Source organism: Methanococcoides seepicolus (assembly GCF_023684405.1).
In the GTDB taxonomy this organism is placed as follows: Archaea; Halobacteriota; Methanosarcinia; order Methanosarcinales; family Methanosarcinaceae; genus Methanococcoides; species Methanococcoides seepicolus.
Genome location: NZ_JAGSOI010000023.1, coordinates 1 through 21,544 on the forward strand (window position 1 = coordinate 1; position 21,544 = coordinate 21,544).

Below are 21,544 nucleotides of genomic sequence, written 5' to 3' on the forward strand. Positions count from 1 at the left end.
AAAAAAATATTGTTGGATCTGGATTGCTGTTGATAGAGATGGAAAAAGGTTCATCGACTGCTCTTTTGGTGGCAGGGGGACGGAAACAGGACTAAATCTCTGGAAAAAGTTAAAGGGGAAGGAGATTGGAGAAGTGATGACTGATCACTGGAGGGCATATGCAGAGTTTCTTCCAGAAAAAATTCATACTCAATCCAAAGCTGAAACATATACTGTTGAAGGATATAACAGCATAATTAGGCACTTTCTGGCAAGATTGAGAAGAAAGTCAAAGTGTTATACTAAGAGTCTTGAAATGCTGAAGTACTCTGTTCTTCTTTTGATGAAGTACAGAAATAAAGAGTTAGCTATGTTTAGTTAACAATACCTTAATTTTAACTGTCAAACTTGGGTCATAATAGAAATCTGGTGGAAACGATGTTCTCTGTCTTGAAAAAAATATGGTGAAGAACCTTGACAGGTATGCCAAGGTTATTTTTATTATCCAAATGAGGATTTCTACAGAGCCAATTTATTAAAACCAAATCAATTATAGCCTTTCAGCAATAATTTTGTATAAGATCTGAGGTCACCTTTTTTAAGACTTTTGATATGTTTTAGACAATATGCATAAGCATAAATTATATATATAATTGTCCAAAAATTCTTCATAGAAGGTTTTAATATAAATTCTCCACATTTAATAATTAAATGTCCAATTTTGCTCCATATAAATATAAGTTTATTTTTTAGAATTTGATCAACATTTTTATAAAACAAATATGTATGATATATATGCGATGTAAATATAGCTTCTTTTTTTGGAGCTCTACCAGAATCTGATACTTTATGTATCAACTTTGCAAAAGGTGTTTGATAAAGTGTTCTAGGATATTTTTGTGAAATTCGGTAAGAAAAATCTACGTCATCTCCAGAGCAGTATTTATACATGTTTTCATCAAATTTTATTTCACTAACTATGTCTTTTTTGTAACAAGTGCATCCTGACATTAACCATTCACAATTTATTATTTTGGTTAAGGGGTCTGCATAGATACTTTGTATGGATGGAAGCAATTTGTTTGTATCTTTTTTCGAATGAGTCAAAAAGAATAATTTCCTTATTGAATTAATATTATAAAGTGATCTATTTGTGATATAGCCTTGTACACCAATTGCATTTGGATGCTTCTTATATACATATAGAATTTCTTCAACAAAATTTTCATCCAATATCACGTCATCATCTAAGAGCAATAATATATCACCAATAGCTTTTTTTGCCCCTATATTTCGAGCTATTGTCGCGCTATTTAGATCACCATTTTTTATATATTTAAGATTTATGCCAGCCTCACCGCATATGTTTGCTTTACATTCCATATATCTTTCAGTTTCGAAATCATTTGCATTATCAATAACAATTATTTCTATAGGCATTTTTGTTTGGACAAAAATTGAATCAAGACACTCACTTAAATCATTTACTCTCTTGTATGTGGGAATAATTACCGAAACTTGCATAAATACACCATGAGCTATATTTCACTACACTTTATGTTTTTATCAATGGCTTATGTGGAAAGCTCTACTAGTTTAACGTTACCCATGACTTTGTTTAAAAATTAATGTTTCAATTTACTTAAGCCACAAAAAAAGCAACAAATCTATCGTCTGCAGACAAGTATAGCAACTTTATCTACAAAACTCCAGGAATAATCTTACTTCCCACAGATTTCTTTTGATATCACTTCAAAGTGCTAGCGCAACAAATGTCTACAACTCTTTTTGTTAAACCCTGATAATACATGCTAGTTTACGAATTTTTGATGCGTGTTAAAATCAGCATACAAAATGAGTATCTTTGAGATACATCTGTGGAAAGTAAAATCCATACCTTATCTTTTTTGATTTATCAATAAAAAATATATTCAATTAAGACATCAAGTTCTATATTATGACTTTATTATTCAAATTAACCTTATTAGCAACTATCATCCCTATATCAATTTATATTATCTATGTGGTTGCTATATTTTCTACAAGGCAAAATACTCAACTATTGCCCAAAAGCCAACCAAAGACAACTGTTGTAATTCCTACATACAATGAAGAAGAAGTGATTGATCATAAAATAAAAAATATAAAGGATATTAACTACCCCACAGAAAATATCCATGCCATCGTTGTGGATGACAAATCTTCTGACAATACCGTGGAACTTGCAAACCAAGCATTCAAAAAATACGGCATATCCGGCGAAGTAATTGTCAAAGAGAAACGTACAGGGACAAACGCATCGGTTAATCTGGGAGTTTCAAAAGCCAACACAGACATAGTTGTGACAACCGATGCTGACGTGACCTTTGAAGAGAATGCCCTTAATTATGCTATCGGAAGATTGCTGAGTGACGAAAATATCGGAGCAGTGTGTGGAGAACTTGAACCCATAATAAAAGAAAAATCCTTCACTACCAGCTCAGAAAAAGCATATCGCTCAGTCTATGGAAAAATGTGTACATGGGAAAGCAACATCCATTCAACATACTGTTTCAATGGACCACTAATTGTCCTTAAGAAAAAAGCATTTTCACCAATCCCTGAGACCCACGGAGCATCAGATGCAGGAATGGCCCTCAAGATCATTCATAATGGTTACCGATGTATTTACGAAGCAAATGCAAGATTCTATGAATACATCACAGGCGATCTCAGCCAACAACGTCGTCAGAAACTGCGCCGTTCAGCAAGACTTCTTGAGGCAACACTATACAATTTAGATCTAATATCTCCAAAGTATGGGAAATTCGGGATGTTCATTTTCCCCTTGAGATTTTTGATGTTCTTTATAGCTCCGGCTGCCTTTTTCACAAGTGTGATATTGTGGTCATACTTACTTGGACAGATTAATTTGTTTAATGGCATATTGGTATGGATTGGTTTTTTCCTGGCGTTGCTTTCAGGAAATGTGCGCTCTAATCTGGTATCATCTTTTATATGGCATCAGATATACTTGCTTGTTAGCCTGACACGCATGTTTAGGGGAATGCATGTATGGAAAGCAGTTGAAAGGGAAAAAGTTTGATTTTCATAAAAAGAGATGAATAGGTGAGTTACACCTATTTTTCTTATTGTCTCCCATAATTATTATCAAACCGCTCACAAGATCATAGATATAATATTTGGAGTCTGATCCCTTTTCATTTAAGGCGTTGTATCCTCTAAATAAAAAGGTATGCAGCTCACAATGGAACTATCCCAAGCAACTGCAAAAGGCTGAAAGACCCCCATATGACCAGAAGATTGTTGATCACAAGAAAAACACCAACAAATGTGATCAAACCCTTCATCATTGGCCAGAGATCTGTCTTTTGCTTTTCGGAGGACGAAAATGCGCCCTTATAGATCCAATGCACTGTAAGGACAAAAACCAATTTTAAAGCAAAAAGCGCCCACACTCCGAACTCTGCCATTACCAAAGCCATAAACCCATTTGCCTCAACCCCATAATTAAGAGCTTTAGCTGTGGTTATGAAGTCGCCCAGCACATAGAATACAAGGATTACCGGATATCGTAAAGGAAATCATTGAATTCTTTTACAGATTCCAGATTATGTGTGGAAAACACTTGTTGCATAGTGATAATATCCCATGTTCATTGTTATGTACCGTATGCCCACATATCTAATGCTGATGTCCACACAGTTTTCAATGATAGCTTTTGAAAGTGGTATTGAAAAATATAAGCCCCCTGAATGACAAAAACTGCAAGCTTATGTACTAGTACAACAATCCCAATAATATGGAACAGAAAGAAAACAACATAGACATAACCTCTCAGCTTACAGAAAAGGGATGTGATGCTTTCCTGATAATGGGGAACTCGAATAATGCAGATGTGTATTACACAACACATTTTCTGGCAGCGGACCCATTCACATATATACAGACAAAAAATGGAGAAGAGACCCTTATCGTTTCCAGCATGGAACTGGGCAGGGCAAAGATAGAGGCCCGGGTCGAGACCGTACAAACAATGCAGGAATATGGATTTAGTGAGAAGATGAAAGAGAGGAAGGATGGCGAACTCGCATACTGTGATTGTCTGGCAGCGGTCTTCCAGAGAATGGGTGCTAAACACATCATGGTACCGCGCGATTTTCCCCTTTTTACTGCCCAGACACTGAAAGAGCTGGGGTTCACTATCATTCCTGCAAAGAGCCCTTTCAAGGAACTGAGGACAAGGAAGGACAAGGAACAGATCGAGAAGATAAAAGAGGCACAATTTGCTTGTGAGAAAGCAATGGAAACTGCCATTAATATAATTGCAAGGTCTGAGGTCAAAGAAGGTGTCCTATACAGTGATGAAGTGCCCATAACCTCTGAGACCATACGTATAGCCATCGAACACACCCTTCTGGACCATGGCTGTGAAGCAGAAAGCACGATTGTTGCCTGCGGTAAGAATTCCGCAAACCCCCATTGGGAGGGAGAGGGAGATATCAAGGCCAACCAACCCATAGTCATTGATATATTCCCCCGCAACAAAAGAAGTCGCTATTTTGCAGATATGACACGGACGGTCCTTAAAGGGGAAGCTCCTGAAAAACTAAAGGAAATGTATGAAGCAGTCCATGCAGCACAGGAAGCAGCATTTGCAGTATTAAGACCAGGGATCCTTTATAGTGATGTGCATAATGCCGTCTGTGACGAGTTCGAAAAGAGAGGGTATGGCACCATAAGAAGTGATTCGAAGGTAGGTTTCATTCACTCGACCGGGCATGGTGTAGGATTGGACATACATGAATTACCTTCTGTTTCCCTGCAGGAAGTAGAGGTTAAGCAAGGCCATGTCGTTACGATAGAACCGGGACTCTACTATCCGGAGCTTGGCGGGATAAGGATCGAAGATATGGTAGTCATAACCGCAGATGGTTTTGAGAATCTGACAAAAATGGAAAAGGAATTTGTAGTTTGAACATTTACCCTATTATCAAAGGCTGGTGTACACATATGGATGAGAAAATTGAGGATATTGAAGAGATTATCGGCAAATACATGCATGCAGGAGAGATCCTCTCAACTGTGAGAAGTGAGGCAAAAGAGAAGGTAAAGATAGGCACGACCCTTCTGGAAGTCGCTGATTTTGTCGAGCAGAGAACCATCGAACTTGGAGGATTGCCTGCATTCCCATGTAACATTTCAAGAAATGATGAGGCTGCCCATGCCACCCCACTGATAGGAGATGAAACGGTCTTTGCAGAGGATGTGGTGAAACTTGACCTCGGCGTGCATATTGACGGTTTCATTGCAGATTCGGCCATTACGGTCGACCTTACGAATGAGAACTCCGATCTTGTAAAGGCTTCCGAAGATGCGCTGTATGCAGCCATTGATATAATCAAGAACGGGATCAATACTGCAGAGATAGGGGCTGTCATCGAGGATACGATCACAGGACATGGCTTCAAGCCTATTGCAAACCTTACAGGTCATGGTGTCGCCCAATATCTCGCACATGTACCACCCAGCATCCCAAATCGCCATATTGGCCAAGGGGTGACGATCAAAACAGGAGATATCTTTGCGATAGAACCTTTTGCCACCGATGGTGCAGGAAAAGTGGCAGATGGGTCCCTGACAGAGATATTCCAGGTAATTGGACACAAACCAATACGATTGCCTGCGGTCAGAAAAGTTCTCAAGGAACTGGAGCAGTACAGAACTTTGCCTTTTGCCAAAAGGTGGCTCAAGTCGGATAAGCTCGATTATTCATTGATGCAACTTGAGAAAGCAGGCATTCTCACATCCTACCCGGTCCTAAAGGATGTTGGTGGCGGGTTGGTATCACAAGCAGAACATACGGTCATCGTCACTGACGATGGTTGTAAAGTGATAACCAAGTAAGGATAGGATAGAATGCGGTATATTCCGACATTGTTGCTGGCATTGCTCACCGTAGCCATGATAGCATCCCCCTCATCTGCCTTCGAATGGAAGAACACAATTATCTTGGAAGAAGATGGGATGTCATGGAGCTATGAAGAGAGCTATTCCGGTGAAGATGTCGGAGCATTTCGTTCTTATGCGGACAAGAACGTTGGGAATGGGGATGGATATATCAGTGCATGGGAACTCATGAAGCTGGACCACCGTATACGTAGTAGGCTTTATGGTTCACTTGGAAAGGAACTGGATGTGATGTTCGACAATTCTGCAAAGAATGTAAACGTTTTTGAGGTGGATGCCGAAATATCCAGAAGTGTTCTGGGAAGTACTGACAAGACCGATATTATCAATAACAGATATTTTGTCACATACACTTTTGAGAAGGATATTTTCGAGCTGGGAGATAGTGTGAGCTTTGATGGAGAAGCAAATACCGGTCTGACCATCACAATGCCTGAAGGAATGGAAGTAATTGCCACCGAAGGCATTGATAGTCGATTTGTTGAAACAATTGACAATCGTACAGTGATCAGTGGTCATTTTGGAATTGAGGGTTTGGCAACGGTTGAGTTTAGCAGGAAAGACTAATGAACGGATGCATTCGGACATCTTCCACCATCAGCTCTTGTTAATGCGACTATCCTATCAAAACATTAATCTAAATTGAAATTGTTTTTTCAATCATGATCATAGAACAGATACCACTTGAAAATGGTACGGCCATTGGCCTTAAGTTCGACATGGGGAACGCACCACTGCTTGTTATAAAGGCTGACAAGGGATTTGTGATGTGCGGATACCTTGACACTGAGATAGCAGAAAGGTTAGGCGATGTTGCCGCCAAGGTAAGGGGCGTTGACGAGTTTGAAGACGTACTGCATGCCGAAGTGATCGATGTCACAGGGCATGCGAAGGCACTTGGCGTTAAACCCGGCATGAAGGGACATGAAGCCCTTGAGCTGATGTTCTGAAAGTTCTCATGTTATACGCTTTTGAACTGTCAGGGGAACACGAGGACCTGCCACGCGCAGAGGTTCTCGCCTGCCTTGACCTTGTAGAGTTGGAATATAGAGAGAGTGAATACTTTGAGCACTGCCTTGTTGTGGATATTGAAGGTGAACCACAGGAAGTATTACATAAGCTGAGGGAGGTGGCAAAAAGGATAGCAATGACACACCACATCCTGAAGGTCATAGATGTCTGCCCCACAGAGATAGAAAGCATAGTTGAGGTCGCGGAAGGATGTGATATTTCTGAGCACCTCAATGAAGGGCAGAAGTATGTGGTGCGGGCAAAACGTGTCAGGCACAATACGACCATCAAATGTGTTGATATCGAAAGACGTGTCGGAGGAGCCATATACAGGAAGGGATTCAATGCAGACCTAAAGGACCCTGATGTGGAATTCCGAGCCATCCTTTCTGAAAAATGTGTTTTAGGCAGTGTTATCGCTTCAGTGGACAGAAGTGCTTACGAAGAACGGGCACCGCATAAGAAGCCATTCTTTTACCCGGGGGTCTTGCGTCCACGTGTTGCACGGGCTCTTGTGAACATGGCATTGATAAAAGAGGGAGATGTGGTATTTGACCCGTTCTGCGGAACAGCGGGGATACTCGTTGAAGCAGGCCTTGTGGGAGCTACTGTGCTCGGGCTGGAAGTTCGTTACAAGATAGCCGTTGGGGCAGACATGAACCTTCGACACTTCAATGCAGACCAGACCATGATGATGGGAGATGCCTGTAAAGTCCCCCTTGTGGATGAGTCAGTAGATGCTGTCATTGCCGACCCGCCATACGGAAGGTCGGCAAGGGTAGAGGCAGAATCCTTGCATCACCTTTACGAACACTCGTTTGCTGAGATGTTCAGGGTTTTGAAACCGGGAAAACTGGCGATAATCGTTTCAGAGATAGATGTCACTGAGCTTGTAGAGAAGGCAGGCTTTACCATAAAGGACAGATACTTGCAAAGAGTACACAAAAGCCTCACACGCAAGATAACGGTACTGCAAAAGTAAAGGGAATTCCAACCGGTGTTTCAGCATCAATTGGTCTCTTGTATCAGATGCCAGTATGCTGAAAGCTGACGGTCATATTCTTTCCGATCTGCATATCTTGAATCAATGACATTCCAGAAACGGAGGCTGTGATTTAGTTCGATCAAATGTGCCATCTCGTGGAAGACCACATATTCAATGAAAGATTCGGGGAGATGTATTAAATGCATGTTGAGGTTCACCCTTTTCTTTGAGCTGCAACTGCCCCATTTGGTCTTCATTTTACGAAAGGTCACTTTTTCAGGTATTACCCCAAGTTCATCAGAGATGTTTTTGACATGATACATCACAATTCCCTTAAATTCTTCCTCCGACCTATTCAGAAGTTCCTTTGAGGAAGATTCATGAATAGTATTTGTATATTCCACATGTCTCCTGTAGATCCACAATTTATGTTTATGGAGGAGCTCTTCGGATTTTTTGAAATTTAGAGGGACCGATACCTCCAATTTGCCAGAACCATATTTCAGTTTTGGACTCTTCACCCTACCATAGTTAAGACTATAAGGAATATCCAGCCCTTTGAGATTGATAGAATTTTCCGCACTCATAGTAGTTCATCGGAAGATTCCGAAGGGAACAGATGACTGAGTATATCTGCCATGACCCGGTAGCGAACAAGATGGTCGTGCACACGTTCATGTGCCCTTCGTATCGCATAGCCATCTTCCACCCATTCGAGAGGGATAGGATACTTCACATCCATAAGGACCAGACCATAAGCATGTGCCGGTTCAAGCCCTTCTTCGTATGATTCCGGATCTAGCATCTGAGCAAGCCACTCTTCGTCACGAACCCCGCTTCCCACCATCATCAAAGCAGCCACTATCTTGCGAACCATGTTCCAGAGGAAACTGTTAGCTTCGACATCTATGCGGGTTAGATTGCCACTGACCCTTATGTCAATACGTTCAACGATCCTAACGGTTCTGTTAACTCCTCTGGAAGTACAAAAGTTAGCAAAATCGTGAGAACCAAGAAGGAGCTTTGATGCGGAACGGATCTTGGAAATGTCGAACTGTTCGCCATACAGTATATAACGATAGCTGCGACTCAAGGCATGTCTTCGGGGATCAAAATTATCAGGAACTATCGCATGGGCCCATGCCCAGACCGTGCCTGGAAGTATGGAGTTTATAACACGGGGCATTGCAAGGTTTGGTGCATCCGTGTCGAAGGCCACCACCTGCCCCATTGCATGTACACCTGAATCAGTCCTTCCTGAACTTATAAAATTAGCCGATCGTGGATCTTCTATGATCCCAAGTTCTTTCAATGCTTTGAAAAGTTCGCCTTCCACGGTCGGATCATTAAGCTGGACCTGGGACCCGTGGAAATTCGACCCTATGTATGCGATTTTAAGTGCAACTCTCATGGAATCACTTATGAGGTTTATGGAACTTTCACTATAATAGAGTTCCGATTTAAATTAGTAATTTCTTTGTAAATGGCGGACAGTTGAAAGATCCTAATTAAACATGATATTTCTATCCATTGTTTATTTATGCCGTAAAGTTAAATAACAGATAATACAATTTGTTGTAAATTTTTGAGGCGAAACTATGATATCAAAACAACAAATCTCTGAGATAATCAGCAAATATGATCTAAATGATCTTGCTATTGCAACTGTTTGCTCACACTCAAGCCTCCAGATATTCGATGGAGCACGAAAAGAGGGACTAAGAACAATAGGGATTTGTGTAGGTCAGCCACCACGTTTTTATGATGCATTTCCAAAAGCAAAACCTGATGAGTATATTGTCGTAGAAAGCTATTCCGACATACCAAAGATAGCGGAAGAACTTGTCAGCAAGAACGCTATTATAATACCTCACGGTTCCTTTGTTGAATATATGGGTACAAAGAGTTTCGCCGAGTTAGCCGTACCAACCTTTGGGAACAGGGCAGTGCTTGAATGGGAGTCTGACAGGGACAAGGAAAGAGAATGGCTTGAAGGCGCAGGTATACACATGCCAAAGATCGTCGATCCTGAAAAGATCGAAAGCCCGGTAATGGTCAAGTACCATGGTGCAAAAGGTGGCAGGGGTTTCTTTATTGCCAAAGACTATGAAGAGTTCAAGGAATATATTGACCCTAACGAGAAACACACTGTACAGGAGTTCATTGTCGGTACACGTTATTATCTCCACTTCTTCTACTCCCCAATAAGAGAAGAAGGATACAAGTTAAGCGAAGGAATACTTGAGATGCTCAGCATGGACCGCAGGGTCGAGTCGAACGCTGACGAGATATTCAGGCTCGGTTCCCCGAAGGAACTTGAAGACGCAGGCATTCACCCTACATATGTAGTTACAGGAAATGTCCCCCTTGTCGCAAGAGAATCCCTTTTGCCACGCATATTCGCACTTGGAGAGAAGGTTGTTGAGGAGTCCCTCGGTCTGTTTGGCGGTATGATCGGACCGTTCTGTCTCGAGACCGTGTTCACCGACAAACTTGAGATCAAGGTCTTTGAGATATCCGCCCGTATAGTTGCAGGCACCAATCTCTACACATCAGGCTCTCCCTACTCAGACATGATCGAGGAAAATCTTTCCACAGGAAAGAGGATCGCACAGGAAATTAAGTTGGGAGCCAAGACAGGCAAGCTGGACCTTATTTTGTCATAAATGCCCTTGTATTTTTCATAAGCGCCATTGATGCGGCACTCGGCCGGAACTCAATGGCATACTTTATATTTTATCATTGTAACGATGAAGGATGTGTTACAAAAATGCAGTATTGCAACCATTCGTGTACCACTTCAAAGAGCTTAATTTCTTTGTTCGACCATCTCTGAGATCTCACTGAACAGGTCTGAAGTTTCATTTATCATCTCAAGGGTCTTTTCCAGTGCTTCAAGATCTAAGGTCTGAGAGTTGGTTTCTACGAAATCCCCACAATTGTAGGACCGTTGCAGAAAATCCCTGTATTCGGCCACTACATCTTGAAGGGAAGGAGAAACTGAAAAGCTGTCCAGCTCAGTGAGAGCTTTCTCTGAATCTTCTTTTAAAGTTCTGCCAGATCCTTCCATCAAAACAGTGTTTCGCTCAGACGTTGCATTCTTGATGTTGCTATAATCATCGAGAATGACCCCAGTGGAATTGGCTGCCCATTGTAAGAACTGAAGGTCTGTTCTAGCCTGGGATATCGATTCCCCAAGCTCATCCACATCATTGCCAATATCCACACATCCAGAGGCTGCAATGGACAGAATGAGGCATGAAATAACCAAAAGATACTGATAGGGGATTATTTTCACAACTCCATTTGTAATAACTTGCCAATATATTAAACCATTTATATATAAACATTTACCAATCCCTGTACAATAAGCATAGTGATCAGGGCTGAAAAGGGAACTGTTATATTATCCAGCTTTTTGGACCTCAATTCAAGATACATTCCCGCAAGCCCACCGACTATCGACAGATACCCTACAAGCGGATAGCTGAAAATGATAGCACCGATCAGCCCTGCAAGAGTGCCTTCCACCGTTTTAGAAGAACCCCTATAGCACATTTTCCCATGTACTCCGAAGATTGTTGAAAGCCCATCCCCCATGCCAAGCACAATTATAGATGCATAACAAATACCTTCGTTCAACCTAAAGGAAAGAAGCAGGAGGGCAAGGATCGAGATCAGATATAAAAAAGGTGCCAATGCAAAGCCCTCTGATTCGCTTTCACGCCAGAGGGAAGGGAAGAAAGAATATTCTTTTAATACCGGTTTGACGAGCTCGGTCACTAAAAAAAGAATGAGAAGAGCACTTACCATCCCTAATGCAACATTCTTGCCAAAATAGATAGCTATCAATGGAAAAAGAGACCCGCTGATATGCACTGCTTTTCTTATTGGCAAATAAGACCGGACCTTTTGCACACTACATATGAAATATTCTGACATGAGCTCACCAAAGAAAAATGATATATGTTTAGTTATTGATTAGAACTAAATGATAAAACCGAAGGATGCCATTAATGCCGGTGTTGTGAAGAAGCAATACATACTCGGCAGGAGAGATGATAGCGAGGCCATGGAAGCCATGCGTCCGACATATATGAAAGAGAACATAGGAGATTCCATAACAAAAAGGGAGCCGAGCGAGGTATTGCTTTTGTTGTTGATGATACATCAGAGAGCACGCATCTTGTAAAAGTGAGACCAAGATACAGCTGGCATGGCGGCAATGAGCCAAATGCATTGAACCGGAGGGATATTTAATGGAACTTAAGAAAAGCGCAGACATGGTAATTAACACCTGCATGGGTGCGAAGAAGGGTGAGACAGTGCTTATTGTCACCGATACATGCACCGATGAGATGATCTCAAAGGCACTCTATGATTCCGCAGTGGATGCGGGTTGTGAGGCCATATTGCTTACAATGGAACCCAGAGAGCAGCACGGTGCTGAACCGCCTGCCCTTGTGGAGGAGGCCATGAAAAACGCAGATGTAGTTCTGGCCCCTGCTTCAAAGTCACTGACCCATACACAGGCACGTAAGAAAGCTTCTGATAACGGTACCCGGACAGCTACGATGCCAGGGATCAATCTGACCATGATGCAGGAAGGTGGTTTGAATGCAGATTATGAGGAAATCGGAAAGCTTGCGGACGAACTTCTGGAGACGCTTAAAGGATCGAAAGAGGTTCGTATCACTACTGAGAAGGGAACAGACCTTATCCTTGATGTGGAAGGCTGTGAATGGATGGCCGATACAGGAATGTGCCATGAGAAAGGTACGACATCCAACCTTCCGGCAGGAGAGATGTACATTGCCCCGAAGAATGTGAACGGCAGGGCTGTCATTGATGGCTCCATGGGAGGTATCGGGTTACTGGATAAGCCATTGATCGTTGACATAAAAGACCGTTCAGCAGTAAGCTTTGAAGGGGAAGGTGCGGAGAAACTCGAGGCAATGGTGGAGAGCGTGGGTACTGACGGGCGTAATATTGCAGAACTCGGCATAGGCATAAATCCTGCAGCACGCCTTATCGGAGTCATCCTAGAGGATGAAAAAGTGGGAGGAACGATACATATTGCATTGGGAGATAATTCCACCTTTGGAGGCGATGTGAAAGTTGACCTGCACCTTGATGGCATAATTACTGGCCCAACGGTCCTTGTCGATGGAATTGACCTGAATGTCAAGCGTTTTGCTTAAGAGAACTGCACCAACTTTTTATACCGGCAGTGCTATGCCGGTAGAAAGTACTTAAATAACTAAACGTTATAATCAGAGCATAGGATATCGCATTTATTTAGAATATCACCGGTGATCATAATGAAAGGAAGAGTTTGGAAATTCGGAGATGACGTGGACACTGATGCAGTCATCCCGGGCAGATACCTCGTGATGAACACACCAGAGGAACTTGCCCCATATACTTTTATCGGCGTACGCCCTGATTTTGCAGGGAATGTGAAGGAAAACGACATCGTTGTTGCAGGTAACAATTTTGGCTGTGGTTCTTCAAGGGAACATGCACCTATTGCCCTTAAGGGATCAAAGGTAGGTTGCGTCATCGCAAAGTCGTTCGCAAGGATCTTTTTCAGGAATGCGATCAATATCGGTGTTGCGCTTCTGGAATGCCCTGATACCGACAAGATCGACGATGGAGACGAGCTTACCGTTGATATTGCATCCGGTATTATTGAGAACATTACAAAAGGTGAGAAATACCAGGCTACACCTTTACCTGATTTTGTCCGCGGGATCGTAGATGCCGGCGGTTTAAAGGAATACACAAGGCAGATCATTAACTGATCTTCCTTCCTTGTTTTTGATTTGATATTTTGTTGAGTTTTTTGCTGACCGACTAAAATATAAAAAAAATAGATTTCACATAATTAATAAGGAGGAAAAATATGGCACAATATAAAATTCCGGTCCTGCCGGGTGACGGTATAGGCCCTGAGATCATTACCGAGGGTAAGAAGGTAATCGATGCAGCTGGAGAGAAATTTGGATTCGATGTTGACTGGATAGAGTACCCCCAGGGTGCTGACCACTACCTTGAGACAGGAGAACTGATCTCCGAAGATACGCTCAAAGAGCTTTCAGCATATGATGCGATCTACCTTGGTTCCATAGGGGACGACAGGATAGCACCAGGTGTGCTTGAGAAAGGCATCCTGCTAGCTGCAAGGTTCTACTTCGACCAGTACATCAACCTGCGGCCTATCAAGCTTCTGGAAGGCGTCTGGTGCCCGCTTAAAGACAAGACCCCAGCAGACATCGACTTCACTGTTGTAAGGGAAAACACCGAGGATTTCTACATCGGCATTGGCGGACGTGCAAAGACCGGAGTTAGCAAGGACGTGCTCGAGGTCTCAAGGACACTGTACTCTGCAAGGTTCGGACTCGACATTGAGACCGACAGCGAAGAGATCGCATACCAGATAGGCATGATCTCAAAGGAAGGTACCCAGAGAGTCATCGACTACTCCTTCGACCTTGCTGAGAAGAGCGACAAGCACGTTTCATCCGTTGACAAGGCGAACGTCCTTTCAGACATCTACGGATTCTGGAGAGAGGAGTTCAACACAATAGCAGCTAAGCACCCTGATGTTAAGACAGACTTCAACTATGTCGACGCTATCACAATGTGGTTCGTCAAGAACCCTGAATGGTTCGATATCGTGGTCACACCTAACATGTTCGGTGACATCATCACTGACCTTGGCGCAATGGTACAGGGTGGTCTCGGACTCGCACCTGGCGGGAACATCAACCCTAACGGTACCAGCATGTTCGAGCCTATCCACGGTTCAGCACCAAAGTACAAGGGACAGAACAAGGTCAATCCTATCGCAACCATTTGGGCAGGTTCAATGCTTATTGAACAGCTCGGTGAGAAAGAAGCAGCAGATGCCATCGTCTCAGCTATCGAGAAGAACATTCTCGAAGCAAAGGTCCAGACCTACGATATGGGCGGCTCAAACACTACCACCGATGTTGGTAGCGACATCGCAAGAATTCTGCTCGAGATGTAACATAGCATCTCACTTTTTCATTTTTGCCTTCACACTAGGATCGGCGTGAAGGAACTTTCGTTTTTTATGATCATATGGTAGAAATGAAGATATTTTGCCAAAACAACGTTCTTCGGTAAATTTTTAATATATAACACTCATTTTGATAGTATGTCATATTCAACCTTACATCCCCTCGTCTGGGGACTTATCACATTCGTAATGGGAATCCCTATAGCCTATCTCATGAGTGAAGAACGCCAATGGAAATCAGCGATCAAACCTGCATTTTTGATCGCAATTGGTGCAACCATCGCTGCAACTATTGGCTATTTTTATCCGTGACCAATGTTCTCCACATTAAACGCTTTGTCCAAAAAATAGGCTATTTATCGGCCAACGACACCATTTTCCAGTCAAAATCGTGAATATTCGGACAAATTGATTTTTCGTTCATATAGACTTTTGGGAAAAATAACAATATCATCAAATTTAGGTATAAAGAATAACTCAGAATATAGCTGAGACGGATGTGAGATTATCGAAACAAAAGACAAAATAATTCTTGTAACAGTATTTGGCACATTCATTTTGTTGACTGCAGCCATCCTGTTCATGCCATTTATAGTCTCTGGACCTGCTTCTCCTTTTTTTGTAGTCCACAACCATGATGTAAATGACCACTCTGTAGTTATCGACGTATTAGATTCGCGCAACATTTCCATAATAACAGAAACTTATGAATTAGGACCTAAGAGCGACATCTCCCGAAAAAGACCTTTGAGATTAAGATTACCACTATCAAAAGGCGAGTTTACGTTTAATGTCACTGTGGATAACAAAACCATGGGAACATATAGTGCAGAATTACCACATCCACATACAATGGTCAATATAAGGCTATATTATGAAGATTATACGGGAAACGTAACTCCAATCTCTGTGGAAGTAGCTGCAGTTGTATAATTATCTTAACTAGATCTGCCTGAAAAATGTATCAGATAATTCAATATAATTTTCGGTCAAATACACGAATTTCTAGTCAAATTACCGAATTATCGGCCATATTGATTTTTCGGGCAAAGCCCACATTAAAGCAAACTATATACAACAAAAACGAGATATTATTAATCATCGGGACTAATGTTGTAGTATCATATTTGTTTTGAGAGATACTTTGGGGAGCCTTCATGAAGATAAAGAGGATCGTTGTTAAGAACCTATTTGGAACGTTCGACCATGATGTTCCGTTGAACATAGAAGAACATATCACCATTCTTCACGGCCCGAACGGTATTGGTAAGACTGTCCTACTTAAGATATTGAACTCGCTGTTCCGTTCTAACTATTATGAGCTTTACCGCATTCCTTTCAGCAGGCTCGAGATAGAATTCAGTGACCGGAGCAGACTTTTAGTAAGAAAGAAACTGCATCTGGATGAACTTAGCCCCATCAACGCCGAAAACAGTAGTTATCGTGAGCTGGCATTCGAATGGCTCAAACCCACAAAGAAGAAGGTCCGTTACACGGTCAAACCCATTGATATTGAAGAAGTTTTCTCGACACCTAAGGTCGAGCACATGATACCTGAGCTTGAGAAGATAGATGATAACACCTGGGTCCATTTTACCACGCAGGAAAAGCTCACATCCGAGGAGGTCATGAGCCTTTTCAGTGACAAGCTCCCACAAAAGAGAAAGGACGAACCTGCATGGCTCAGGGAAGTGCTGGCTTCCATCAACATCTGTTTCATTAAGACACAACGACTGCTGAGTATTTCGTTCTCCCAATCCGTAGAGACAGAAAGAAGGACCTCCGTCATACCTTCCGTGATAAGCTATTCCGATGAACTTGCAGCCTCCATGCAGAAGAAACTTGCAGAATATGCAGCACTTTCGCAATCCCTTGATCGTACATTCCCTTCGAGACTACTAAAGACGGACAGTAAACAGTTGGATATATCCATAGAAGAACTAAAGGTCGAACTTACCGAACTGGAAGATAAAAGAAAACAACTGATCGAGGCAGGATTTATTGAGGCAGAAGGCGGTCTCGACATTGAAGAGATCACAGATATCGATGATAGCAACAGGAATTTTCTCCAGCTTTACATAGAAGATGTCAAACAAAAGCTCAGCGTATTCAATGATCTTACTCAAAGGATAGACCTTCTTATAAAAATAATCAATTGCCGATTCCTTTACAAGAAGCTCTCGGTCAGCAAAAAAAATGGTTTTGTTTTTACAACGGCAGAAAACATGCCCCTTTCACCGACCAAGCTCTCATCCGGAGAACAGCAGGAACTGGTACTGTTCTACGAGCTGTTGTTCCATGTAGAACCTGAAGCTTTGATACTTATTGATGAACCCGAAATATCACTACATGTCCTATGGCAACAACAGTTCCTAAGAGACTTACAGGCAATAACCCAGCTCGCAGGTTTTGATGTCCTGATAGCCACACATTCGCCACAGATAATTCATGACCGCTGGGACCTTACCGTTGAGCTTAGAGGACGCGATAATGAAGAGATACTTGACAGCTGACGATATCGCGAACAACGTTCGAATGATGCGAACCCAGTTCAGGGGTAGTGTATTGATAATCGAAGGCAGCACCGACATGAGGCTCTACCAGCGATTTGTGGATGATAAAAGATGCAAGGTCATCCCCGCCAATGGCAAGGAGAATGCTATCAAGGTCATACAGATCCTTAAACGTTCAAAGATGGAAGGTGTTCTGACCATCGTAGATGCTGATTTCTGGCGGGCTGACGGAATAAGGAACAAGAATGATAATGTACTTGTCACCGACACCCATGATCTTGAGACAATGCTTATTGCATCAGAAGCACTGAATCGTCTTCTTGAAGAATTCACATCACCGTACAAAGTTGAAGCGCTTCATATGCCCATAAGACAACTCTTGCTCTATACAGCAATGCCATTGGGACTTTTCAGATGGCTTTCCTCCTCTGGCAAAGATAAACTGTCACTCAGGTTCAAGGACATAGATTTTGATCATTTCATGGAAGTACAGCCACTATCGATAAACATCAAACGTCTCATACGAGAGGTGAAGGTCAACTCACACGGACATTCCCTGAACGAAAGAGTCATACGCAAAAAGATCATGAAAATGCTTGATGAGGATCACGACCCCTGGCAGATATGTTCCGGCCACGATGTTGTAGAGATACTGGCATTCGGACTACGTGAGATCTTTGGCAATTTGGATGCACATCATACTAACGAAGGAATAATAGACAGAAGCCTGCGGCTTGCCTATGATATAACAATGTTCAAGAAGACCGAGCTATATAGCTCGATACTGAATTGGGAAGAAGAGAATGTACCTTACATCGTCCTCAGTGAAGCTTGACCAACATCAGAGCTTTGACATCTTCTTGTAATCCAGCACTTTTGAGACAGGGCTTGTTGAGACCAGAATTCCTGCCTCCTCTACAGCAGAGATCATGTTCACTCCAACGCCCACAAGGATACCGGATAACCCCTCTTCCACCGGAGCACCACATAGATCATAAGCTGAAGAGCCAATGTTCATTACATTGCCTATGCCGGAAGCCTCGAGCTGATGTAAGACATCCTTTGCTTTTTCAACTGCGGAAGATGGAATTGTGCGTATGTTGGCAAGGATGCGACCGTTGCCCGTATCAAGCACGTCCAGAACTGAAGTTGCATGTCTTATCATGAATATCTTTACCGGATCAATGGAAGTACCGGAATACGAGATCAGGTCCCTGAATTGTACGGGATCGTTATGCTCCATTTCCAATATGCCGCCATATGCCGGTTTCACAGGAATGCCGTTTCTGAGAAGCACACCGTCATATGTAATACTGCAAACCGTTGCTATACCCACACTGCCTTCAGGCACATATACCCCGGAATCCGAATCCTCTTCGAAGATCTTAATATTAGGACTTATGCACATGCCACCTGATGCAGCATATTTCATGACATCGAGGGCATTATCGAAGTCGTCCTTGTCGAGAGTAGAAAGGTTGACTATCACGTTGCCTTCTTTGGAAAGGGGGTCGTAATCGGTATTATAGATGAGCTCTTCGATCTTTGTGATAACAAAGCCCAAGCGGTCACCTATAAGAGCATCATCGAGTTCTTTCCTGCCGAAAGTGGTGATAGTACGCCCGCTGTAACCGTGTTTTTCAGTAAATCCCCTTTCATCAAGTATCCTTAAATGATAGCGTACGGCACGTTCGCCTAAATTATAACCACGGCTTTGAAGCTCATCGGCAATGTTCCTTGCGCCTATGGGTTTATCGCTTTCGCTGATAACACGCATGATCTCAATTAATTTACGCTGAATCTGTGGATCGGTCATTTATAGGCACCTGATGTGGATTATAGCTCACAGCAATTTCCATTGGCATTGCTCATTTAATTAAAGCAACGGGTATATACCGGACATCAACTTAAAATTAACTATTGCCGGTTATATCTTTCCTGTTTTTAGTATATAAATCATAAGCCATATGCCCATAAAAGCGGCCACTGAAAATCCCATTAAGCCAAAAAAAGGAACACCCCAAATATATGGTTCCATCCCGGTCTGAATAATAAGGGAGGAACCGACGATAATGGCAGATATGATGAAACTGAATGCAAGGCGATTGCTCGAGGAACTTATTTCCGCAACTATACGATCCATCTCATGAGGATCGAATTTGAGATTGAGATATCCTTTTTCTGCTGTTGCAAGTATATGAGATATCTGTAATGGCGCTTTATGCAACATCCTTGCCGTCTGCCAGAGATCACTGTAAAGCGATTCTGCCATCTGCTTTGGTTTCAGACGATTCCGCATGATCGCCTTCGCGTAAGGTTCAGCAACAACGGTCACATTGAAATCAGGTACCATCTGTAATGCGAAACCGCTGACCGTCATCACACCTTTAAAGAGCAATGCAATATTTGGAGGGATACGGATCCTGAATTTTCGCAGCAGGGTCATCATTTCAGCGATCATTTCAGGAGTGTCAAGTTGTTTTAAGGACCTTCCATAATATTTGCTCAGGATATAACCGTATTCTATCTTAAAGGAATGGATGTCCAGTTCGTCCGGAACCATTCCAAAGTCCCTCATAACTTCAAGATATTGTGTAACATCCTCCCTCGTAATGGCAAGAAGAGCGTCTACAAGGAGGTTCTTCACCTCATTGGATATACTGCCCACCATTCCAAAATCAAGGAGACATATACGGCCATCTTCCAGTATAAGAACATTCCCAGAATGCATGTCCGCATGGAAGAAGCCATCCTCGAATATCTGTTTCATGAAAGCCTTGGTTCCGTTCTCCGCTATCTTGTAACGGTCCAGACCCATTTCTTCGAGGGTCTTGAAATTGTCACATTTGACACCATCGATATACTCCATTGTGAGCACACGACGAGTGCTGTATTCCCAATAGACATTTGGAATTACAATGTCAGGATCATTCTCAAAATTTCTGCGGAAACGTTCAATGTTCCGGGCTTCCTGCGTATAGTCCATTTCAGCATGTATGGAGTGGTAGACCTCATCTACAACTTCCACAGGACTGTAAAGTTTCGCTTCTTCCACATGTTCTTCTGCAAAACCCGCCATGCTGTAAAGGATGTCAAGGTCAGACCTTATGACCTTACGGATACCCGGTCTTTGGACCTTAACAACGACCTCCGTCCCATCAAGGAGTTTAGCACGGTGAACCTGACCGATGGAAGCCGCAGCAATAGAACTACTGTCAAATGAAAGAAAAATGTCCTCGATCTTTTTACCAAATTCTTCTTCGACGACCCTTTCGACCTCATCAAAACTAAAAGGCGGCACTTCGTTCTGGAGTTTAGCAAATTCCTCAGCATACTCCTTAGGAATAAGGTCCTGACGCATGCTCATGAGCTGACCGAATTTTACATAGGTAGGACCGAGTTCTTCCAGTACTTTACGTACTCTTTCAGGCCCGGAACACGGACGAGGAGGAGGAGCGAAGCGACCTTTGAATCTCGAACTGAAAGAACCAAGGGACCTGATGCCCATCTGGTCTACAAAATAACCGAACCCATACTTTATCAGGGTATCAATGATGATCCCATAGCGTTTTACCATGGAATACCTGCGTACCAGTTTGGTGGGCATTCGCGATCCGGCCTGCTATCAGATTCTATATGGTAACCTACTGCGAAGTTGCTAATGTATTAAAAAGTAATTAAATGAGTGAAGACGAATTTATTCGTCTTTCACCTTTTCCTTTAACAGGGTTTCAAGATCTTCGATCTTCTTATGGAGAGCATCGATCTCTTCTTTTGTAGCAAGGTCGGACTTACCAAAGATATCCTGCACCTTTTCAGAAACCGCATCTTCGAAGTCTTTCTGCTGTTGTTTTTGCTTTTCGATCAGATCCTCTACGAACTTCTTACCTTCTTCCTTGTTAAACTCCCCCTCCTCAACAAGGTTCTTTACAAGCTCATCGACCTTCTCTTGAGTAATAGCGTACATCCCTAAACCAAAAAGTCCCAATTTCTTTATGCTATCGATCATCAAATTATAACCTCCCGTATAGAGTTTAACTT

General features: G+C 42.4%; 25 protein-coding genes. 16 read left to right on the forward strand and 9 right to left on the reverse strand.

The genetic code is table 11. From position 1 onward, the window contains the following. On the forward strand, window positions 1-361 hold a 361-nt coding region (locus KDK67_RS06955), incomplete at its 5' end, for an IS1 family transposase (protein WP_250868087.1). Between the two features lie 164 nt (window positions 362-525). Here KDK67_RS06955 and KDK67_RS06960 read toward each other — a convergent pair. After that, window positions 526-1,503 carry a glycosyltransferase family 2 protein gene (locus tag KDK67_RS06960; protein WP_250868088.1) on the reverse strand — a complete coding sequence of 326 codons (978 nt, stop codon included), beginning with the start codon at window positions 1,501-1,503 and terminating at the stop codon, window positions 526-528. A gap of 538 nt (window positions 1,504-2,041) precedes the next feature. Here KDK67_RS06960 and KDK67_RS06965 point away from each other — a divergent pair. Further along, window positions 2,042-3,064: a glycosyltransferase gene (locus tag KDK67_RS06965; protein WP_250868089.1), complete on the forward strand. Its 1,023-nt coding sequence runs from the start codon at window positions 2,042-2,044 to the stop codon at window positions 3,062-3,064. Window positions 3,065-3,221: 157 nt separating this feature from the next. On the opposite strand, the gene KDK67_RS06970 is transcribed toward KDK67_RS06965, so the two are convergent. Continuing rightward, the gene (locus KDK67_RS06970) at window positions 3,222-3,527 is read right to left on the reverse strand and encodes a DUF5658 family protein (RefSeq protein ID WP_476738627.1); all 306 of its coding nucleotides are present in this window, start codon (window positions 3,525-3,527) and stop codon (window positions 3,222-3,224) included. A 254-nt stretch (window positions 3,528-3,781) separates the two neighbouring features. On the opposite strand from KDK67_RS06970, the gene KDK67_RS06975 reads away from it, so the two are divergent. From KDK67_RS06975 to KDK67_RS06995, 5 genes are all read left to right on the forward strand, one after another. Then, on the forward strand, window positions 3,782-4,957 hold the full coding sequence (locus KDK67_RS06975) for a M24 family metallopeptidase (RefSeq protein WP_250868091.1): 1,176 nt from the start codon (window positions 3,782-3,784) through the stop codon (window positions 4,955-4,957). Between the two features lie 35 nt (window positions 4,958-4,992). Further along, window positions 4,993-5,886 (forward strand): type II methionyl aminopeptidase, encoded by an 894-nt coding sequence (gene map / locus KDK67_RS06980; protein ID WP_250868092.1) that lies wholly within the window; start codon window positions 4,993-4,995, stop codon window positions 5,884-5,886. 12 nt (window positions 5,887-5,898) lie between these two features. Further along, complete coding sequence (locus KDK67_RS06985) at window positions 5,899-6,516, forward strand: hypothetical protein (RefSeq protein ID WP_250868093.1); 618 nt, start codon at window positions 5,899-5,901, stop codon at window positions 6,514-6,516. 95 nt (window positions 6,517-6,611) lie between these two features. Next, window positions 6,612-6,899 carry a YunC family protein gene (locus tag KDK67_RS06990; RefSeq protein ID WP_250868094.1) on the forward strand — a complete coding sequence of 96 codons (288 nt, stop codon included), beginning with the start codon at window positions 6,612-6,614 and terminating at the stop codon, window positions 6,897-6,899. 8 nt (window positions 6,900-6,907) lie between these two features. Beyond that, entirely contained in the window at window positions 6,908-7,942 is a 1,035-nt protein-coding gene (locus tag KDK67_RS06995) for a TRM11 family SAM-dependent methyltransferase (RefSeq protein ID WP_250868095.1), read from the forward strand. Window positions 7,943-7,968: 26 nt separating this feature from the next. Here the strand turns inward: KDK67_RS06995 and KDK67_RS07000 are convergent, their stop codons facing one another. Then, the gene (locus KDK67_RS07000; RefSeq protein WP_250868096.1) at window positions 7,969-8,532 is read right to left on the reverse strand and encodes a M48 family metallopeptidase; all 564 of its coding nucleotides are present in this window, start codon (window positions 8,530-8,532) and stop codon (window positions 7,969-7,971) included. Beyond that, the gene (gene truA, locus KDK67_RS07005; protein ID WP_250868097.1) at window positions 8,529-9,356 is read right to left on the reverse strand and encodes a tRNA pseudouridine(38-40) synthase TruA; all 828 of its coding nucleotides are present in this window, start codon (window positions 9,354-9,356) and stop codon (window positions 8,529-8,531) included. Before truA ends, KDK67_RS07000 begins: the two co-directional genes overlap by 4 nt. Window positions 9,357-9,543: 187 nt before the next feature. Here truA and KDK67_RS07010 point away from each other — a divergent pair, with 187 nt between their 5' ends. Further along, the gene (locus tag KDK67_RS07010; protein ID WP_250868098.1) at window positions 9,544-10,611 is read left to right on the forward strand and encodes a formate--phosphoribosylaminoimidazolecarboxamide ligase; all 1,068 of its coding nucleotides are present in this window, start codon (window positions 9,544-9,546) and stop codon (window positions 10,609-10,611) included. Between the two features lie 143 nt (window positions 10,612-10,754). Here KDK67_RS07010 and KDK67_RS07015 read toward each other — a convergent pair whose 3' ends face one another. Together KDK67_RS07015 and KDK67_RS07020 are read right to left on the reverse strand one after the other, a co-directional pair. After that, window positions 10,755-11,243 (reverse strand): hypothetical protein, encoded by a 489-nt coding sequence (locus tag KDK67_RS07015; protein WP_250868099.1) that lies wholly within the window; start codon window positions 11,241-11,243, stop codon window positions 10,755-10,757. Between the two features lie 38 nt (window positions 11,244-11,281). After that, window positions 11,282-11,887: a diacylglycerol/polyprenol kinase family protein gene (locus tag KDK67_RS07020; RefSeq protein ID WP_250868100.1), complete on the reverse strand. Its 606-nt coding sequence runs from the start codon at window positions 11,885-11,887 to the stop codon at window positions 11,282-11,284. A gap of 49 nt (window positions 11,888-11,936) precedes the next feature. Here KDK67_RS07020 and KDK67_RS07025 point away from each other — a divergent pair, with 49 nt between their 5' ends. From KDK67_RS07025 to KDK67_RS07060, 8 genes are all read left to right on the forward strand, one after another. After that, entirely contained in the window at window positions 11,937-12,137 is a 201-nt protein-coding gene (locus tag KDK67_RS07025; RefSeq protein WP_250868101.1) for a hypothetical protein, read from the forward strand. 67 nt (window positions 12,138-12,204) lie between these two features. Continuing rightward, on the forward strand, window positions 12,205-13,146 hold the full coding sequence (locus KDK67_RS07030; protein WP_250868102.1) for an aminopeptidase: 942 nt from the start codon (window positions 12,205-12,207) through the stop codon (window positions 13,144-13,146). A 120-nt stretch (window positions 13,147-13,266) separates the two neighbouring features. Then, window positions 13,267-13,749: a 3-isopropylmalate dehydratase small subunit gene (locus KDK67_RS07035; RefSeq protein ID WP_250868103.1), complete on the forward strand. Its 483-nt coding sequence runs from the start codon at window positions 13,267-13,269 to the stop codon at window positions 13,747-13,749. Window positions 13,750-13,850: 101 nt separating this feature from the next. Further along, window positions 13,851-14,978: an isocitrate/isopropylmalate dehydrogenase family protein gene (locus KDK67_RS07040; RefSeq protein ID WP_250868104.1), complete on the forward strand. Its 1,128-nt coding sequence runs from the start codon at window positions 13,851-13,853 to the stop codon at window positions 14,976-14,978. Window positions 14,979-15,128: 150 nt separating this feature from the next. Continuing rightward, on the forward strand, window positions 15,129-15,302 hold the full coding sequence (locus KDK67_RS07045; RefSeq protein ID WP_250868105.1) for a hypothetical protein: 174 nt from the start codon (window positions 15,129-15,131) through the stop codon (window positions 15,300-15,302). Window positions 15,303-15,551: 249 nt separating this feature from the next. Beyond that, window positions 15,552-15,923, forward strand: coding sequence for a hypothetical protein (locus KDK67_RS07050; RefSeq protein WP_250868106.1), 372 nt, complete (start codon window positions 15,552-15,554; stop codon window positions 15,921-15,923). Between the two features lie 224 nt (window positions 15,924-16,147). After that, complete coding sequence (locus tag KDK67_RS07055; RefSeq protein WP_250868107.1) at window positions 16,148-17,503, forward strand: AAA family ATPase; 1,356 nt, start codon at window positions 16,148-16,150, stop codon at window positions 17,501-17,503. Next, the gene (locus KDK67_RS07060; RefSeq protein WP_250868108.1) at window positions 17,481-18,338 is read left to right on the forward strand and encodes a DUF4435 domain-containing protein; all 858 of its coding nucleotides are present in this window, start codon (window positions 17,481-17,483) and stop codon (window positions 18,336-18,338) included. Before KDK67_RS07055 ends, KDK67_RS07060 begins: the two co-directional genes overlap by 23 nt. Window positions 18,339-18,344: 6 nt before the next feature. On the opposite strand, the gene KDK67_RS07065 is transcribed toward KDK67_RS07060, so the two are convergent. The 3 genes from KDK67_RS07065 to KDK67_RS07075 all read right to left on the reverse strand — a co-directional run bounded on the left by KDK67_RS07065 (window position 18,345) and on the right by KDK67_RS07075 (window position 21,512). Further along, window positions 18,345-19,319: a DUF128 domain-containing protein gene (locus KDK67_RS07065; protein ID WP_250868109.1), complete on the reverse strand. Its 975-nt coding sequence runs from the start codon at window positions 19,317-19,319 to the stop codon at window positions 18,345-18,347. Window positions 19,320-19,430: 111 nt separating this feature from the next. Continuing rightward, window positions 19,431-21,110 (reverse strand): ABC1 kinase family protein, encoded by a 1,680-nt coding sequence (locus KDK67_RS07070; RefSeq protein WP_250868110.1) that lies wholly within the window; start codon window positions 21,108-21,110, stop codon window positions 19,431-19,433. A gap of 90 nt (window positions 21,111-21,200) precedes the next feature. Continuing rightward, entirely contained in the window at window positions 21,201-21,512 is a 312-nt protein-coding gene (locus KDK67_RS07075; protein WP_250868111.1) for a phasin family protein, read from the reverse strand. Between the last annotated feature and the right edge of the window lie 32 nt (window positions 21,513-21,544).

What these genes read in the sequence shown, in the direction of transcription:
- KDK67_RS06960 (WP_250868088.1), bottom strand. Translation starts at nt 1,503, where the DNA reads ATGCAAGTTTCGGTAATTATTCCCACATACAAGAGAGTAAATGATTTA.
- KDK67_RS06975 (WP_250868091.1), top strand. Translation starts at nt 3,782, where the DNA reads ATGGAACAGAAAGAAAACAACATAGACATAACCTCTCAGCTTACAGAA.
- map (WP_250868092.1), top strand. Translation starts at nt 4,993, where the DNA reads ATGGATGAGAAAATTGAGGATATTGAAGAGATTATCGGCAAATACATG.
- KDK67_RS06985 (WP_250868093.1), top strand. Translation starts at nt 5,899, where the DNA reads ATGCGGTATATTCCGACATTGTTGCTGGCATTGCTCACCGTAGCCATG.
- KDK67_RS06990 (WP_250868094.1), top strand. Translation starts at nt 6,612, where the DNA reads ATGATCATAGAACAGATACCACTTGAAAATGGTACGGCCATTGGCCTT.
- KDK67_RS06995 (WP_250868095.1), top strand. Translation starts at nt 6,908, where the DNA reads ATGTTATACGCTTTTGAACTGTCAGGGGAACACGAGGACCTGCCACGC.
- KDK67_RS07000 (WP_250868096.1), bottom strand. Translation starts at nt 8,532, where the DNA reads ATGAGTGCGGAAAATTCTATCAATCTCAAAGGGCTGGATATTCCTTAT.
- truA (WP_250868097.1), bottom strand. Translation starts at nt 9,356, where the DNA reads ATGAGAGTTGCACTTAAAATCGCATACATAGGGTCGAATTTCCACGGG.
- KDK67_RS07010 (WP_250868098.1), top strand. Translation starts at nt 9,544, where the DNA reads ATGATATCAAAACAACAAATCTCTGAGATAATCAGCAAATATGATCTA.
- KDK67_RS07020 (WP_250868100.1), bottom strand. Translation starts at nt 11,887, where the DNA reads ATGTCAGAATATTTCATATGTAGTGTGCAAAAGGTCCGGTCTTATTTG.
- KDK67_RS07025 (WP_250868101.1), top strand. Translation starts at nt 11,937, where the DNA reads ATGATAAAACCGAAGGATGCCATTAATGCCGGTGTTGTGAAGAAGCAA.
- KDK67_RS07030 (WP_250868102.1), top strand. Translation starts at nt 12,205, where the DNA reads ATGGAACTTAAGAAAAGCGCAGACATGGTAATTAACACCTGCATGGGT.
- KDK67_RS07035 (WP_250868103.1), top strand. Translation starts at nt 13,267, where the DNA reads ATGAAAGGAAGAGTTTGGAAATTCGGAGATGACGTGGACACTGATGCA.
- KDK67_RS07040 (WP_250868104.1), top strand. Translation starts at nt 13,851, where the DNA reads ATGGCACAATATAAAATTCCGGTCCTGCCGGGTGACGGTATAGGCCCT.
- KDK67_RS07045 (WP_250868105.1), top strand. Translation starts at nt 15,129, where the DNA reads ATGTCATATTCAACCTTACATCCCCTCGTCTGGGGACTTATCACATTC.
- KDK67_RS07055 (WP_250868107.1), top strand. Translation starts at nt 16,148, where the DNA reads ATGAAGATAAAGAGGATCGTTGTTAAGAACCTATTTGGAACGTTCGAC.
- KDK67_RS07060 (WP_250868108.1), top strand. Translation starts at nt 17,481, where the DNA reads ATGAAGAGATACTTGACAGCTGACGATATCGCGAACAACGTTCGAATG.
- KDK67_RS07065 (WP_250868109.1), bottom strand. Translation starts at nt 19,319, where the DNA reads ATGACCGATCCACAGATTCAGCGTAAATTAATTGAGATCATGCGTGTT.
- KDK67_RS07070 (WP_250868110.1), bottom strand. Translation starts at nt 21,110, where the DNA reads ATGCCCACCAAACTGGTACGCAGGTATTCCATGGTAAAACGCTATGGG.
- KDK67_RS07075 (WP_250868111.1), bottom strand. Translation starts at nt 21,512, where the DNA reads ATGATCGATAGCATAAAGAAATTGGGACTTTTTGGTTTAGGGATGTAC.